This window comes from Halovulum sp. GXIMD14793 (genome assembly GCF_054457435.1).
Map to the genome: position 1 here is coordinate 17,702 of NZ_JBTLNE010000030.1, position 14,960 is coordinate 32,661.

The 14,960-nt window shown below is 58.1% G+C and carries 14 protein-coding genes and 1 pseudogene; 8 read left to right on the top strand and 7 right to left on the bottom strand.

Features of this window, described 5'->3' with window-relative positions; translation table 11 throughout:
- Nucleotides 1-59: 59 nt before the first annotated feature.
- Both ACW9UQ_RS10220 and ACW9UQ_RS10225 read left to right on the top strand, forming a co-directional pair.
- Nucleotides 60-524 (top strand): annotated as a pseudogene (locus ACW9UQ_RS10220) (helix-turn-helix domain-containing protein); the annotation flags it as partial.
- A gap of 240 nt (nucleotides 525-764) precedes the next feature.
- Entirely contained in the window at nucleotides 765-1,406 is a 642-nt protein-coding gene (locus ACW9UQ_RS10225; protein WP_458930954.1) for a transposase, read from the top strand.
- 34 nt (nucleotides 1,407-1,440) lie between these two features.
- On the opposite strand, the gene ACW9UQ_RS10230 is transcribed toward ACW9UQ_RS10225, so the two are convergent.
- The 5 genes from ACW9UQ_RS10230 to ACW9UQ_RS10250 form a co-directional block, all read right to left on the bottom strand.
- Nucleotides 1,441-1,926, bottom strand: coding sequence for an ureidoglycolate lyase (locus ACW9UQ_RS10230; RefSeq protein WP_458930920.1), 486 nt, complete (start codon nucleotides 1,924-1,926; stop codon nucleotides 1,441-1,443).
- The gene (locus tag ACW9UQ_RS10235; protein ID WP_458930921.1) at nucleotides 1,923-2,738 is read right to left on the bottom strand and encodes a bifunctional allantoicase/(S)-ureidoglycine aminohydrolase; all 816 of its coding nucleotides are present in this window, start codon (nucleotides 2,736-2,738) and stop codon (nucleotides 1,923-1,925) included. The genes ACW9UQ_RS10230 and ACW9UQ_RS10235 overlap by 4 nt, the downstream gene beginning before the upstream one ends.
- Nucleotides 2,735-4,156 (bottom strand): allantoinase PuuE, encoded by a 1,422-nt coding sequence (gene puuE / locus ACW9UQ_RS10240; protein ID WP_458930922.1) that lies wholly within the window; start codon nucleotides 4,154-4,156, stop codon nucleotides 2,735-2,737. Before puuE ends, ACW9UQ_RS10235 begins: the two co-directional genes overlap by 4 nt.
- Before the next feature lie 67 nt (nucleotides 4,157-4,223).
- The gene (locus tag ACW9UQ_RS10245; protein WP_458930923.1) at nucleotides 4,224-4,697 is read right to left on the bottom strand and encodes an SRPBCC domain-containing protein; all 474 of its coding nucleotides are present in this window, start codon (nucleotides 4,695-4,697) and stop codon (nucleotides 4,224-4,226) included.
- A complete protein-coding gene (locus ACW9UQ_RS10250; RefSeq protein ID WP_458930924.1) occupies nucleotides 4,694-5,023 on the bottom strand; it encodes an ArsR/SmtB family transcription factor in 330 nt (109 codons plus the stop codon). Before ACW9UQ_RS10250 ends, ACW9UQ_RS10245 begins: the two co-directional genes overlap by 4 nt.
- 116 nt (nucleotides 5,024-5,139) lie before the next feature.
- Here ACW9UQ_RS10250 and uraH point away from each other — a divergent pair, with 116 nt between their 5' ends.
- From uraH to ACW9UQ_RS10270, 4 genes are all read left to right on the top strand, one after another.
- The gene (gene uraH, locus ACW9UQ_RS10255) at nucleotides 5,140-5,499 is read left to right on the top strand and encodes a hydroxyisourate hydrolase (protein WP_458930925.1); all 360 of its coding nucleotides are present in this window, start codon (nucleotides 5,140-5,142) and stop codon (nucleotides 5,497-5,499) included.
- Between the two features lie 8 nt (nucleotides 5,500-5,507).
- Nucleotides 5,508-6,731: a urate hydroxylase PuuD gene (locus tag ACW9UQ_RS10260; protein WP_458930926.1), complete on the top strand. Its 1,224-nt coding sequence runs from the start codon at nucleotides 5,508-5,510 to the stop codon at nucleotides 6,729-6,731.
- Between the two features lie 3 nt (nucleotides 6,732-6,734).
- The gene (locus ACW9UQ_RS10265) at nucleotides 6,735-7,718 is read left to right on the top strand and encodes a UDP-glucuronic acid decarboxylase family protein (protein ID WP_458930927.1); all 984 of its coding nucleotides are present in this window, start codon (nucleotides 6,735-6,737) and stop codon (nucleotides 7,716-7,718) included.
- A 130-nt stretch (nucleotides 7,719-7,848) separates the two neighbouring features.
- Nucleotides 7,849-9,213, top strand: coding sequence for a UDP-glucose dehydrogenase family protein (locus ACW9UQ_RS10270; protein WP_458930928.1), 1,365 nt, complete (start codon nucleotides 7,849-7,851; stop codon nucleotides 9,211-9,213).
- A 5-nt stretch (nucleotides 9,214-9,218) separates the two neighbouring features.
- Here ACW9UQ_RS10270 and ACW9UQ_RS10275 read toward each other — a convergent pair whose 3' ends face one another.
- Nucleotides 9,219-10,856, bottom strand: coding sequence for a thiamine pyrophosphate-binding protein (locus ACW9UQ_RS10275; RefSeq protein WP_458930929.1), 1,638 nt, complete (start codon nucleotides 10,854-10,856; stop codon nucleotides 9,219-9,221).
- Nucleotides 10,856-11,305: a GAF domain-containing protein gene (locus tag ACW9UQ_RS10280; RefSeq protein ID WP_458930930.1), complete on the bottom strand. Its 450-nt coding sequence runs from the start codon at nucleotides 11,303-11,305 to the stop codon at nucleotides 10,856-10,858. The genes ACW9UQ_RS10275 and ACW9UQ_RS10280 overlap by 1 nt, the downstream gene beginning before the upstream one ends.
- Before the next feature lie 152 nt (nucleotides 11,306-11,457).
- Here ACW9UQ_RS10280 and ACW9UQ_RS10285 point away from each other — a divergent pair, with 152 nt between their 5' ends.
- Together ACW9UQ_RS10285 and ACW9UQ_RS10290 are read left to right on the top strand one after the other, a co-directional pair.
- Complete coding sequence (locus ACW9UQ_RS10285) at nucleotides 11,458-13,110, top strand: electron transfer flavoprotein-ubiquinone oxidoreductase (RefSeq protein ID WP_458930931.1); 1,653 nt, start codon at nucleotides 11,458-11,460, stop codon at nucleotides 13,108-13,110.
- Between the two features lie 134 nt (nucleotides 13,111-13,244).
- Nucleotides 13,245-14,957 carry a tetratricopeptide repeat protein gene (locus ACW9UQ_RS10290; RefSeq protein ID WP_458930932.1) on the top strand — a complete coding sequence of 571 codons (1,713 nt, stop codon included), beginning with the start codon at nucleotides 13,245-13,247 and terminating at the stop codon, nucleotides 14,955-14,957.
- Nucleotides 14,958-14,960: the final 3 nt, after the last annotated feature.

Genomic DNA, 14,960 nt, shown 5'->3' on the forward strand with positions numbered 1-14,960 from the left:
AGAACCGCCGTCAAAGCAACCGGCATTCAGGGCTGTCATCGGCTGTCAGGCGGTGCATCATGAGCGTTCGCCTTGTACACGGAGGCCTCCCCTCAGACATCACGTCTCATCAACTGAAGCGATTTCTGAAGCGAGCCAGAGTGTCGCTTGGCCTGTCAAAAGGTGCGATAGAGTATCTCGTCTTTGCCATCGACAACTGCCAAACATCAGATTTCCTTCAAGGCAGGATCTGTGCGATCTGGCATTCTCTGGAACGGCTTGCTCAGACCTTCGGGCTATCGAAAAGGCAGGTAGGGCGTATCGAGGCCGAGCTTGTTGACGCGGGGTTGATCCGTCGCACTTATCCTGAGCGTAAGAGCCGCTCCGGTGATCGAGTTGATGGTGTTATTACGCGCGCGGCGGGTATCAACCTCGCCCCGCTGATCGAACAAGCTGAGTATGTTCGTTTGTTGGTCAGCCGCCAAATGCAGAACGACGATGATCACAAGCGGCTACGTGAGCATATCCAAGGCCTCTTTCGGCAAATCAGAGAGCTGGGCAATGCTAATGCTGATGATGCCGCGACCAGCATTTTGCCCCGTCGTCGGCCAACAGAACTCACCGACATTGTCAAAATGCAGGAGGTTGCCGAAGCGCTTGAAGCGGTACTTTCCGACTTTTCGACGAACTGCGGTCAGCCAAACATGACCGTTGGGTCAGACGAAAATGTCCGACTCAATACGAACGAAGAAAAGAAAATCAAAACTCGTATGGCTGAGAAGCCGATGGAAGAACGCCGGTTGAACACCAGCCCAACCCACGCCCGGTTACTGGCTGGACCACAGTTGGCCGAGTACATTGACCTGTATGGCTGTGGTGGTCCGCTCGACTGGCAAACGGTCACAAGGGCTGCGCATGGGTGCGCCATCAGCACATGGGCAACGTTGAGCTGCATTTCCTGGTCCCACGTCTTGAGCTCTACGAGAACCGGTCATTCAACCCCGCGCCCCCAGGGTCGGAGCGCTTCTTCAATTCATTCCGTGACTATTGGAATTCCCGCGAAGGCTGGATCAGTCCAGAAGAGCCAGAACGGAAATGCGCATGATACGCCCGAGGGCCGCGCCCTGCTGACCGATTGGGAGGCGCCGATCAAAGGTGTGCCCCTGCTCATGGACCGGGCCTATGAAGGTGATGAGACGCGCCAGTTAGTGCTCGATCTGGGCATGGTTCCGGTTGTCCCTCCGAAGGCAAACCGGCGGGTCAAATGGGGCTACGACCGCACCCTCTACAAGAGGCGCAACGAAGTCGAACGCCTGTTCCGAAGGCTGAAAGGCTTCCGACGTATCTTCTCAAGATTCGAAAAGCTTGATGTCATGTACCGCGCCTTTCTGAACGTCACCCTCATCGTGGAGATGATTAAGTGTTAACAGGCCCTAGTAATGCGCGTTCGATTGTGTGCAGTTAGCCCAGGAGGATGGTGAACCCTTCATCGACACGGTACTCCTGCAAATTGTTACCTTCACCAACCCGGTCTATAACCATGAAGGTTTGCCCAGAAACAAGCGGGGTCAGCACACCGTGCCAGGTGTTTCGAAAATAGTTCACCGCCTGTCCTGATTGGGTCAGAAACGCCTTTGGATCATGCGGTTTTCCGTTGTCGTCCAAGGCGACGATGACCAGAAACGGATCTGGTGTCATCGGGATAAAGGCCTGCGACCCCAGCGGATGGCGTTCCAGCAAGTTGCATGTATAGGGCAATGTTACCGGCGTGCTGGCAAACAGGCTGATCGCAGCCCGGCCATCGCTGAAATCCAGCTTGGCGCGGTCATGAAACCGTCCGCAGCGCCCGTCATTGATGATCACATCGGGATCGCCGGACACCTCAAGCACATCGCCGAACGGCGCAAAGGCCTCTGCTGTCAGGGGCTGTATATGTATATCGGTCACAGGCGCAGGCCCGGATGCCGGTTCACGTCCTTATAGAGCAGATAGCGGAAGCGTCCGGGGCCGCCTGCATAGCAGGCCTGCGGGCAAAAGGCGCGCAGCCACATGAAATCGCCGGCCTCAACCTCAACCCAGTCACCATTCAGCCGGTAAACGGCCTTGCCTTCCAGTACATATAGCCCGTGCTCCATGACATGGGTCTCGGCAAAGGGGATGCTGCCGCCAGGTTCGAAATTGACGATGTTGACATGCATGTCATGGCGCAGGTCGTCTGGCTCGACAAACCGGGTGGTGGACCAGGCATCGGTGTTCGACATCGCGTTGGGCGCAACGTCTTTTTCGTTTGTGACGAAGGGGTCTGGCACGGCGATCCCGTCAACCGGTTCATAAGCTTTGCGGATCCAGTGGAACGTGGCCGGGCTGGTCCCTGGATTGCGCAGGGTCCATTGGGTTCCGGGTGGAATATAGGCATAGCCGCCCGGGTCCATCTGGTGTGTCTGGCCAGCAATGGTTAGGTTCAGGGTGCCGGAGACAACGAACAGAACCGCCTCGGCCCCCTGATCAGGCTCGGGCGCGTCCGAACCGCCGCCGGGCGCGACCTCCATCACATATTGGGCGAAAGTCTCAGCAAAGCCGCTCAGCGGGCGGGCGATGATCCAGGCGCGGGTATCGGTCCAGTGTGGCAGGGCAGAGGTGACAATATCGGTCATCACACCCTTGGGGATCACGGCATAGGCCTGGGTAAAGATGGCCCGGCCTGTCAAAAGCTGGCTTTGCGGCGGCAGACCGCCCGGTGGGGTGGCGTAGGTGTTCATGGCAGAATGTCCTTTAGCCGCAGTAGTGCGATGCGTTCCACCTGACGGCAGGCTTGGGCAAATTCAGTGTCCCGGTCATTGTCGATGCGGGTCTGGAAGGCAGACAGGATATCGTCCTTCCCCAGCCCTTTGACCGCAATGATGAACGGAAAGCCGAATTTTTCCGTATAACGGGTGTTAAGATCGGTAAACGCCGTGCGTTCCGCATCTGTCAGCGCGTCCAGTCCGGCAGAGGCTTGCTCGGCCGTGCTTTCGGCTGTCAGGCGTTTGGCGGCAGCCAGCTTTCCGGCCAGATCAGGGTGCGCCCGCAAAACACCCAGCCTTTCGTCGTTGCTGGCGGCGCGAAATGCACGGGCCAGTGCGTTTTGCAGACCTATGGCGGTATCATGCGACGGGCCGAGTTCCAGTTCAAATGCGCGTTCCGCCACCCATTGCGAATGCTCAAAGATGTTGCCGTAACGGGTGACGAAATCATCGCGGCCCATCTGGCTGGGGCGGTCCCAGGGCTTGGGCGCGGGATGTTCTGCCGCCCAATGGCGCGCGATGTCTATACGGCGCGGTAGCCAGACAGCGTCATGAGACTTCACGTAGTCGATAAAGCGCCGCAGCGCCTGCACCCGCCCCGGACGCCCGATCAGGCGGCAGTGCAGGCCGATGCTCATCATCGCGGGACGGCCTGCCTGACCTTCGGCATAAAGCGTATCGAAACTGTCCTTCAGATACGCATAAAACTGATCGCCAGAGTTGAAACCCTGCGGTGTGGCGAACCGCATGTCATTGGCGTCCAGCGTGTAAGGGATGATCAGTTGTTGGTGCCCGTCGACATCCCGCCAATAGGGCAGATCGTCGTCATAGGTATCCGAGACATAGGCAAAGCCGCCTTCGCGCGCCGCCAGCGCCACCGTATTGACCGAACAGCGCCCCGTATACCAGCCCAGAGGACGCTTCCCCACGACTTCGGTGTGCAGACGGATCGCTTCGTCCATATTTGCCTGCTCTTCAGCTTCTGTTGCGTCCTTGTATTCGATCCATTTCAGGCCGTGGCTGGCGATCTCCCAGCCCGCATCCTTCATTGCTGCGACCTGATGCGGCGACCGGGCAAGGGCTGTAGCCACGCCATAGATTGTCAGCGGCACCTCAGCCTCGGTGAACAGCCGGTGCAACCGCCAGAATCCGGCGCGTGCGCCATATTCATAGATCGATTCCATGTTCCAGTGGCGCTGGCCGGGCCATTGGGCAGCCCCGACAATCTCGGAAAGGAAGGCTTCGGACGCTGCATCGCCATGCAACACGCAGTTTTCGCCACCTTCTTCGTAGTTCAGTACAAACTGCACCGCGACAGCGGCCCCACCGGGCCAGCGCGGATCGGGCGGGTTGGGCCCATAGCCCTGCATATCGCGGGGATAGCGGGTCGTCATTCTGGATCACCTCGGCAAAGTCGTGCCGAACCTAGGCCGGGCGTGCGCGGATTGGCAAGGCAGTAGATTAGTCGATGGATGTAACCTCGTCCAACTGTCCAAAGCTGTGCTCCATGCCCTCTTCCATGCCGGTTTCCAGCATCGCGGTCATGGCTGCGGCGTCTGGCAGGCTCATTCGCAGCGTCATCAGGGTTCCGCTGCCATCTGCGACAAAGGCCGTCTCGATCCTGTTATCTGGAGTTGGATTAGGCATATGCATCCGTTCGACATGCAGAATGCGGTTCGGACGATCCATTTCTAGAAATTCACCAGTGATGGAGAAGCTTTGCCCCTCTGCATTCTGCCAGACATAGCGAAAACGACCGCCGGGCCGGGCGTCGCACTGGCATTCCAGCATTTGCCAGCCATCGGGACCTCGCATCCAGCGCTGGATGATGTCCGGTTGGGTATGGGCGTCATAGATAACCTCAGGCAAAGCGCGGAACTGGCGGGTGAAGACGATATGGTGATCGCCACGCTCGACGATTTTCAGCTTACTCATTGTGTCGGTTCCTCTGGGTTTGATGCAAGAACCTGATCCAGACGACTGTAGTTGCGTTCCATGGTGCTGGTGATCGTGTCGAGCCATTCTTGGATTGGGCCAAACGCGTTTGGGGCCAGCCGACAGGGTCGCCGCTGACCGTCAATGCGACGCTGGATCAAACCTGCGCTTTCCAGCACTTTCAGGTGTTGGGATACAGCCGGCTGGCTGATGGAAAAAGGGGCCGCGATTTCGGCAACCGTTGCCTCACTGGTCGCCAGCCGCGCAAGGATCGCGCGACGGGTCGGGTCTGCAAGAGCTGCAAGGTTCTGGTCTATCTGGTTCATATTTTGATTATCACTTATATAAGTAATTAATTATATTAAAGACACCAACACGTCAACCGCCCTTGCGATGGGCAAAAAATCCGTCCATTGCTGTGCCGCGCGGACAGGAGGACACCATGACCACCGGCTATCTGACCACTCATGTACTGGACACCGCGCGCGGCCTGCCCGCCGAAGGTATTGGTATCGCGCTGTATCGCGTCAGCGGCAATTCGCATAAGAAGATTGCGGAGGCTGTTACAAATGCTGATGGTCGCACTGACAGCCCGATCCTGCCTGCGGACAAGTTCAAAACCGGTGTTTATGAGCTGATTTTCTTTGCGGGTGATTATCTGGACAAGCACGGCCTGACCAATGCCGAGCCTAAGTTTCTGGATCAGATCCCGATCCGGTTCGGCATCGACGACCCAGACGCGCATTATCATGTGCCCTTGCTGCTCTCGCCGTTTGGCTATTCCACTTACCGGGGGAGCTAAGGCGCAAGATGTATGATCTCGTTGTTATCTGGGAATGGGTCGCGGCCTCGCTGCGCTGGTTGCATATCGTCACCGCAATCGCGTGGATCGGATCCTCGTTCTATTTCATTGCGCTCGATCTTGGCCTGAAGCGCGATATTCCCGGCCCCGCCGATGGCGAGGAATGGCAGGTCCATGGCGGCGGGTTTTATCATATCCAGAAATATCTGGTCGCGCCTGAGGCGATGCCCGAGCATCTGACCTGGTTCAAATGGGAAAGCTATGCGACCTGGCTCAGCGGTTTTGCGATGCTGTGCGTTGTTTATTATCTGGGCGGGGACCTCTATCTGGTTGATCCATCTGTGCTGGGTATTCCGGTTTGGGTCGCTATCCTGATTTCGCTGGGCTCCATCGCCTTTGGTTGGATCGCGTATGACCTGATCTGCAAGTCGAAATTCGGCGATGACAACACCCGGTTGATGATCCTGCTGTATGTCATTCTGGTGGCCATGGCCTGGGGCTATTCGCATGTGTTCTCGGGGCGCGCTGCGCTTCTGCATCTGGGGGCGTTTACGGCCACGATCATGACGGCGAATGTGTTCTTCATCATTATGCGGAACCAACGGATTGTTGTGGCAGACCTGAAGGCCGGACGCACGCCGGACCCGAAATACGGCAAGATCGCCAAGCAAAGGTCGACGCATAACAACTACCTGACCTTGCCGGTGGTGTTCCTGATGATGTCGAACCATTACCCGCTGGCCTTTGCGACGCATTACAACTGGATCATCGCCTCGCTTCTGTTCCTGATTGGCGTCGTTGTGCGGCACTATTTCAATACCAGCCACGCACGAAAGGGTACCCCGAACTGGACATGGCTGGTTGCGGCTCTGTTGATGTTGCTGATTGCCTGGCTGTCGACAGAACCCGGTGTGCCCGAGGCTGACGATGTCGCGCTAGAGATGTCGCCCCGTCAGCAGCATTTTGCCGCGACCGATGGGTTTGAGGAGGTGGTGGAGGTTGTGCAAACACGCTGCACCATGTGCCACTCCGCCTATCCGGGCTGGCCCGGTATCACCAAGGCGCCAAAGGGGGTTTTGTTTGATACCGAACAGCAAATCGCGGCACACGCGCAGATGATCTATCTGCATGCAGGACGCACTAAGGCAATGCCGCCGGCCAATGTCTCGGAAATGGAGACAGAGGAACGCGCCGCACTGGTCGCCTGGTTTCGCGCCGCGCAGGACAGGTAACCTGTGGTCCAGGTGAGAGAGAGCTTACCAAAGCGTATCCTCGTCACCGGAGGGGCCGGATTTCTGGGTAGTCATCTGTGTGACCGGCTGGTTGAACAGGGGCACGAGGTCCTGTGTGTCGACAACTATTTCACCGGCACACACAGCAATGTCGCCCATTTGCTGAACCGCCCGAATTTGGAGCTTTTGCGCCATGACGTCACCTTTCCGCTTTATGTGGAGGTGGACGAGATTTACAACCTCGCCTGTCCGGCCAGCCCGGTGCATTACCAGCATGATCCGGTGCAAACGACCAAGACGTCGGTTCATGGCATGATCAACATGCTGGGTCTGGCGAAGCGCTGTGGGGCGAAAATCCTGCAGGCCTCCACCTCTGAGGTTTATGGCGATCCGGTGGAGCATCCCCAGACCGAGAGTTACTGGGGCCATGTCAATCCGATTGGGCCAAGGTCTTGCTATGACGAAGGGAAGCGCTGCGCCGAAACCTTGTGCTTTGATTACCATCGTCAGCACGGGCTGCGGGTCAAGGTTATGCGGATTTTCAACACCTATGGCCCGCGTATGCATCCGCAGGATGGGCGCGTCGTGTCGAATTTTATCACTCAGGCCCTGAACGGTAAGCCAATCACGATCTATGGCGATGGCCATCAGACGCGGTCATTCTGTTATGTCGATGACCTGATCGACGGCATGATCCGGCTGATGAATACCGGGGATGAGGTGACCGGGCCGGTCAATGTCGGCAACCCGGATGAAGTCTCCATCCTTGATCTGGCGCATCAGGTGATCACGTTATGCGATGCCCAGTCCGCGCTGATCAACCGGCCAATACCAGCCGATGACCCGGTGCGGCGTTGCCCAGATATCACCCTGGCGCGGACGTTGATGGACTGGCAGCCGACAACCGGTTTGAAGGATGGGTTGGCCGCGACCATTGCCTATTTCCGGGATGTGCCAGCACCTACCGTTGCTGACAAACCTTCCTGATCATGTCCCGCATAGATGGGCTACGCATTTTCACAGACCGTTTCCAGATCAGATGCTTCCTGCTAAGCACTATTGACTAGATGGATTCCGCTATTCGATCACACACCGCCGCACCAAAAGGAGACAACCAATGCAAATTACGATGATTGGTGCAGGCTATGTCGGACTGGTATCCGGCGTTTGCTTCTCGGATTTTGGACATAACGTTGTCTGTGTGGACAAGGATCCGGCAAAGGTCGATGCGCTCAATGCGGGTGAGGTGCCGATCTATGAGCCGGGACTTGAAGACATGCTGCGGCGCAATACCTCGGCGGGCCGGCTGTCTTTCAGCACCGAATTGCCCAAGGCTGTGGCCGAGGCTGACGCGGTGTTTATCGCCGTCGGCACCCCCAGTCGGCGGGGCGATGGCCATGCGGATCTAAGCTATGTCTATGCCGCAGCAGCAGAAATTGCGCACCATCTTGACGGGTTTACTGTCGTGGTCACCAAATCTACCGTGCCAGCGGGCACTAATGCTGAGGTGGCCCGGATCATTGCCGAAACCAATCCCGATGCGGATGTCGAGGTTGCTTCCAACCCAGAATTTCTGCGCGAGGGTGAAGCGATTGATGATTTCATGGACCCGGACCGAATTGTGATCGGCATCAACTCAGATCGTGCAAAATCAGTTATGGAAGCGATCTATGGCCCGCTTCTACAACGCGAAGCGCCCATTGTGTTTTGCGATCCGGTCAGTGCGGAGTTGTCAAAATACGCGGCCAACGCATTTCTGGCCACCAAGATCACCTTTATAAACGAGATGGCCGCCTTGTGTGAGGCGACGGGGGCGGATGTCACTGCGGTGGCCAAGGCGATGGGCATGGATGACCGGATCGGCGCAAGATTTCTGAAGCCCGGGCCCGGCTATGGTGGGTCTTGCTTTCCCAAGGACACGCGCGCGCTGGCCCGCATAGGTCAGGATTTCGGACGGCCTCAGACGTTGGTCGAGACGGTGATTTCCGTGAATGAAGAGATCAAGCGCCGGATGATCGACAAGATCATGGAGCTTTGTGACGACAGCGTAAACGGCAAGCAGATCACTGTGCTTGGCGTGACCTTCAAACCCGAAACCGACGATATGCGCGAAAGTCCTTCGCTGACCATTGTGCCGTTTCTGGTGGGCAATGGGGCGCGGGTACATGTCGTCGATCCACAAGGTCGCCACGCAGGAGAGGCTTTACTGCCCGGGGTCGAATGGATGGAAGACCCTTATGAGGCGTCAAAAGAGTCAGATGCAATCGTCGTTTTGACGGAATGGAATGAGTTCCGCGGGCTTGACCTGCAGCGTCTGGCGGATGTCATGCGCACCCCAAGATTGGCTGATTTGCGCAACATTTATTCCTCAACCGCAGCGCGGGACGCTGGGTTCGACTATATTGGGATTGGGCGCGGCTTGCGCAAAGACATCGCTATTGGCGGCGTGAAACCAGCGCTAAAGGCTGTCAGCGATAGCTGATCGGTTTACAGTTCCGACAATTTGCGGGTTGGCAGGATCTGTTCTGGTTGGGTCACCAGTTCAATCAGCCCGCCCTCAGCATTGGTGAGCATCTGGTCGAATGCCTGGGCGAAATCTTTGGTCTGTGTTACCCGCTGTGCGGCAAAGCCATAGGCATGGGCCAGCGCCGTAAAGTCAGGATTTGTCATATCGGTGCCGCTGACACGGGTAGGATAGTCGCGTTCCTGATGCATGCGGATGGTCCCGTAGGTGCCGTTATTGACCACGATTGTAATGATCCCCGCGCCATATTGCCGGGCGGTGGCAAGTTCCTGACTGACCATCTGGAAACACCCGTCACCTGCCATACAGATCACAGGCCGGTCCGGATGCCGCAACTTGGCCGCGATCGCCGCAGGCAGGCCGTAGCCCATACTGCCGGAGGTCGGAGCCAATTGGCTGCGCCAGCCGCGATAGCGGTAGTACCGGTGCAGCCAAACGGCGTAATTGCCCGCGCCATTTGTCAGGATTGCCTCTGGGGGCAGCACGTCATTCAGATGCGCCATGACCAGCCCAAGATCGAGTGTATGCTCCTGCGGTTGGGGCGTTGACCAGTCCAGAAAGGCCTGCCGTGCAGCCTGTGTGTGATCGGACCAGACTGGTTGCGAGGGCGGGGTGGTTTCGCAAAGTGCGGCCAAGGCTGCCTCCATCCCCGCACAATAGGCAAGGGTAGGGGCAAAGACACGGCCTGGTTCCTCGGCGGAGGGGTGGATATGGATGATCTTTTGCTCTGGCACGCCCGGGTTTAGCAGGGTGTAGCCCGTCGTCGTGCAATCGCCCAGCCGTGCACCCAGAACCAGCAGCACATCTGCCTGCCGGACCCGCCCGGCCAATGAGGGATCAATGCTTAGCCCGACATGCCCGGCATGGTTGGGATGGTCGGCCGGCAGGCGATCCTGCGCGCGGAAACTGGCCCCGACGGGCAGGTTCCAATTTTCGGCAAAGCGCGCAAGGTCGTGGCGGGCGGCCTCTGTCCAGCCTTCACCGCCCACAATCACGAAGGGCGCTTGTGCCGTTCGCAGCAGATCAGCTACCTCGACTGCCTGTGCGGAGTTCATCCCGCCACTGACCGGCTCGGCGCGCGGCGGCACCTTGGTGTCAGCGGTGTCGCGCAGCATATCCTCGGGCAGACCGACCACAACCGGTCCGGGGCGACCCGACATGGCGGTGCGATAGGCCTGTGTCAGCAATTCAGGGATGCGGCCAGCATCGGTTATGGTGATCACCCGTTTGGCCATGGTGCCAAAGACCGCGCCAAGGTCAATTTCCTGAAATGCCTCCCGGTCAGTATCGCCCCGGCCAATCAGCCCGACCAGCACCAGCATTGGCGTCGAATCCTGCGCGGCCACATGCACGCCAGCCGCCGCATTGGTCACGCCGGGACCGCGGGTGACCATCACAACGCCTGGCCGTCCGGTCATCTTGCCATCGGCATCAGCCATGAATGCCGCAGCGCCCTCGTGCCGCGCGCCGACAAATACCGGAGCATCGACATCGCATAGCGCATCCAGCACCGCCAGATAGCTTTCGCCGGGGACACCGAACACCCGTTCCACGCCTTGGGCGCGTAGCACATCGACAACAAGTTCCCCACCCGTGCGCATCATTGATCCCCGAATATGTCTGCCATCAGGCGTTCCAGAAAAGCTGCATCTTCTGCGGTGAAGGCGTCCGGCTGATCACTGTCGATATCCAGCACGCCAATCAGGCCGGCCTGTCCAAAAACCGGCACGACAATCTCTGACCGGGTCGAAGACGCGCAAGCGATATGGCCCGGAAACGCGTCGACATCCGCGACCAGTTGCGTGGTGCCGGTTCGCGCCGCTGCCCCGCAGACACCGCGCGAAAACGGGATCGACAGACACCCATGCCCGCCCTGATACGGGCCAATCGACAGCATTTCCTTGCCTGTAACGCGATAGAACCCAACCCAGTCGAACCGGTCATCGGCATGGAACAATTCACACGCGACGGTCGCCATCCGCGCGATGATATCAACGTCGCCTTCGCATAAGGCGCGGATGCGGGTGGCAAGCTCTGATCGGTCTGTCATGGCGCGCATTTCGGCCCGATATAGAAGCCCCTGTCAAGCGGACCTGCGGGCCAAAAACGCATTCAGGCCGAAAACAATGACGCACCGTTCTGATTGACCCCGTTGGCCTGCCTTTGCTACCGAGTGTGGAAGCCAGCGAGGAGAATACCCCCATGAGCCAGGTCGAGCGTGAAAGCATGGACTACGATGTCGTTATCGTCGGGGCTGGGCCGTCAGGCCTGTCTGCCGCGATCCGGCTGAAGCAGCTTGACCCCGACCTGTCGGTCGTTGTGCTGGAAAAAGGCTCTGAGGTTGGGGCGCATATCCTGTCGGGTGCGGTGCTGGATCCATGTGGTCTGAACGCGTTGATCCCGGACTGGAAGGAAAAGGGTGCCCCGATCAAGGTGCCGGTGCGAAAGGACAAGTTTCTGTTCCTGGGGCCAGCCGGATCGATCCGCATCCCGAACTTTCCCATGCCGCCGCTGATGTCGAACCACGGCAACTACATCGTATCCATGGGCAATGTCTGCCGCTGGCTGGCAGAACAGGCCGAAGCGCTCGAGGTCGAGATTTTCCCCGGCATGGCCTGTTCCGAACTGGTCTATGGCGAGGATGGTCAGGTTGCAGGGGTGGTCGCCGGTGAATTCGGGATCGAGCCCGACGGCACCAAGGGCGACGGGTATGAGCCGGGCATGGAATTGCGTGGCAAATATGTCTTTCTGGCCGAAGGGGCGCGTGGGTCTCTGTCCAAGGAAGCTATCGCAAAATACGATCTGGATGCTGCGTCAGAACCGCAGAAATTCGGTCTGGGCATGAAGGAAATCTGGGAAATCAAGCCAGAGAACCACCAGAAAGGTCTGGTTATGCACACGATGGGCTGGCCTCTAGGTAAAAATGCCGGCGGCGGGTCCTTTATCTATCACGCGGAAAACAATCAGGTCTTTATCGGTCTGGTGACCCATCTGGGCTATGCCAATCCGCATCTGTTTCCCTATATGGAATTCCAGCGGATGAAGCATCATCCGGTCATTGCCAAGATGCTGGAAGGCGGCAAACGCGTTGCTTATGGTGCGCGTGCAATCACCGAGGGTGGATTGCAGTCGCTGCCGAAACTGACCTTTCCCGGTGGTGTTCTGCTGGGATGCTCTGCCGGTATGGTCAATCTGCCCCGGATCAAGGGCAACCATAACGCGATGTTGTCTGGTATTGCAGCGGCAGAGGCAGCAGTTGCTGCGATAAAGGCCGGGCGTGCCTCGGACGAGTTGACGGAGTACGAACAAAGCGTTCGCACCGGGGCCATTGCCAAGGATTTGTCGCGGGTGCGCAACGTCAAACCGATCTGGTCACGCTGGGGCACCATGGCCTCACTGGCGTTGGGTGGGTTTGATATGTGGATCGCCAATCTGTTCGGCGTTAATCCGCTGGGCACCATGAAACATGGCAAATCGGATGCAGAGGCCACCGGCAAGGCGGATAAATACAAGCCCATCGACTACCCAAAACCTGACGGCAAGCTCAGCTTTGACCGGCTGACAAATGTCAGCTTCTCAGCCACCAACCATGCGGAAGAGCAACCCTCTCACCTTGTGTTGACGGACCCGACCATTCCTATACAGGTCAATCTGCCCGAATATGCCGAACCCGCACAGCGCTACTGCCCCGCCGGTGTTTATGAGGTGATCGAGGATGCAGACGGCACGCCGCGCTTCCAGATCAATGCGCAGAACTGCGTTCATTGCAAGACCTGCGACATCAAGGATCCCAGCCAGAACATCACCTGGAAAACCCCGCAAGGTGGGGAAGGGCCGAATTATCCCAATATGTGATCTTGAAGCTGTGTTGCCTTCAAGTTGAGCGTTTGTAGCCTGCCGCACTTATTGTAATTGGCCGTCAGATTGCCATCTTTGGAATATACGCCTATCCTCAGGCGTTCTTGAGAAGAGGCAGGAGAGCAGCGGTTATGGATTTGCGCAGTGTTAAAGCGGGTGCTGTGGCGCTCGTTGCGTTGGTGGCAAGTGCGACGGGGCTTCAGGCTCAGGGTGTCGCGGGGCCATATCTTGCGGCCAGTCAGGCTGACCTACGCAATGACTATGACGAAGCCTCTGATTTCTATGCACAGCTTTTGCTGCGGGACTCGTCGAATGGCGTGTTGCTGCAAAATGCGCTGATGGCCAATATCGCCTCGGCACGGTTTGACCCGGCACTGCTGATCGCAGAGCGTCTGCTGGCCGTTTCGGAAGAGAATCAGATCGGCGCGCTGATGCTGCTGGCCGAAGCTTTTCGGGCAGAGGACTATTCCGCAGCACAACAAATTCTTGTGAACGACGATTACCGCCTCAGCCCGCTGCTGGCTGGCCTTTTGCAGGGCTGGGCCGCGGTTGGTCATGGCGATTACGAGGCGGCCGTCACCGCGTTCGATGCGCTGGATCAGAACGACACGCTGAAGGTTTACGGCCAGCTGAACAAGGCGCTAGCGTTCGCGCTGGCCGGGGATTGTGAGACCGCCGCGACCATTATCGATGGGGATGAAAACGGGCCATTGCATATGGACCGAATGGCGGTGCTGGCACATATCTCTTGCCTGTCACAAAGCGACCGGAGCGAGGAAGCGATCACGATGATCGACAATTTCCTGGGCGATGGATTCTCTGACACGCATCTGTCGGACTTGCGGGATATTCTGAAATCCGGGGAAACCATCCCGTTTGACGTGGTTGAAGATGCAGGCGATGGCGCTGCAATCACCTTTCACGTGATTGCCAGCGCGTTGTCGCGCGATCGCAATCAGCGTGTTGGCCTGATATATGCGCGTCTGGCCACACATATTGACCCGGGATTTGACGAAGCAACCGTGCTGACCGCGGAAATTTTGGACGCGCAGGAACAATACGATCAGGCGATCGAAGCCTATGCCCAGATCAAACCGGAATCGCATTGGTATATCAGTGCCGAGGTTGGCCGTTCGTCGGCGCTGGAAGCTTCGGGCAAGGTGGATCAGGCCAGTGAAGTGCTAAGCAATCTGGCCCGCGAAAAACCCAATAACCTGTCGATTCAGACCGCTCTTGGCGATGTGATGCGTCGGGCCGAGAATTTTGAACCTTCGGTCGTGGCCTATACCAACGCCCTGGATCTGATCGAGGAAGAGAACACCTCGCACTGGGTGCTGCACTATTCCCGTGGTATCGGGCTGGAACGCCTGGGCCGCTGGGAAGAGGCAGAGACCGGTCTGCGCCGTGCCCTTGAACTGCAGCCAGATCAGCCGCTGGTGCTGAACTATCTGGGTTATTCGCTGGTCGAACTGCGCCGGAACCTGGATGAAGCGCAGGGCATGATCGAAAAGGCCGTCGCCGCCCGGCCTGATGATGGCTACATCACCGACTCCCTGGGTTGGGTTCTCTACCGTTTGGGCAAGTACGAGGAAGCTGTCCCGCATATGGAGCGGGCGGTGGAACTGGTGCCGGTCGATCCGATCATCAACGATCATCTGGGCGATGTGCTATGGATGGTCGGCCGCAAGCTGGAGGCGGAATTCCAGTGGAAGCGCGCCCTGTCCTTCGATCCGGAAGAGGACGAGGCAGAGCGGATTCGCCGCAAGCTGCAGGTTGGTCTTGATCAGGTCCTCAAGGACGAGGCTGACGGGGCAGAGGAAACCGAAACCGCCCATGATGGCTGACTT

Excerpts from the sequence above, each read along its gene's own strand:
- ACW9UQ_RS10270 (WP_458930928.1), top strand. The coding sequence starts at position 7,849 with ATGCAAATTACGATGATTGGTGCAGGCTATGTCGGACTGGTATCCGGC.
- ACW9UQ_RS10260 (WP_458930926.1), top strand. The coding sequence starts at position 5,508 with ATGTATGATCTCGTTGTTATCTGGGAATGGGTCGCGGCCTCGCTGCGC.
- ACW9UQ_RS10275 (WP_458930929.1), bottom strand. The coding sequence starts at position 10,856 with ATGCGCACGGGTGGGGAACTTGTTGTCGATGTGCTACGCGCCCAAGGC.
- ACW9UQ_RS10245 (WP_458930923.1), bottom strand. The coding sequence starts at position 4,697 with ATGAGTAAGCTGAAAATCGTCGAGCGTGGCGATCACCATATCGTCTTC.
- ACW9UQ_RS10250 (WP_458930924.1), bottom strand. The coding sequence starts at position 5,023 with ATGAACCAGATAGACCAGAACCTTGCAGCTCTTGCAGACCCGACCCGT.
- ACW9UQ_RS10280 (WP_458930930.1), bottom strand. The coding sequence starts at position 11,305 with ATGACAGACCGATCAGAGCTTGCCACCCGCATCCGCGCCTTATGCGAA.
- ACW9UQ_RS10290 (WP_458930932.1), top strand. The coding sequence starts at position 13,245 with ATGGATTTGCGCAGTGTTAAAGCGGGTGCTGTGGCGCTCGTTGCGTTG.
- puuE (WP_458930922.1), bottom strand. The coding sequence starts at position 4,156 with ATGACGACCCGCTATCCCCGCGATATGCAGGGCTATGGGCCCAACCCG.
- ACW9UQ_RS10225 (WP_458930954.1), top strand. The coding sequence starts at position 765 with ATGGAAGAACGCCGGTTGAACACCAGCCCAACCCACGCCCGGTTACTG.
- uraH (WP_458930925.1), top strand. The coding sequence starts at position 5,140 with ATGACCACCGGCTATCTGACCACTCATGTACTGGACACCGCGCGCGGC.
- ACW9UQ_RS10285 (WP_458930931.1), top strand. The coding sequence starts at position 11,458 with ATGAGCCAGGTCGAGCGTGAAAGCATGGACTACGATGTCGTTATCGTC.
- ACW9UQ_RS10235 (WP_458930921.1), bottom strand. The coding sequence starts at position 2,738 with ATGAACACCTACGCCACCCCACCGGGCGGTCTGCCGCCGCAAAGCCAG.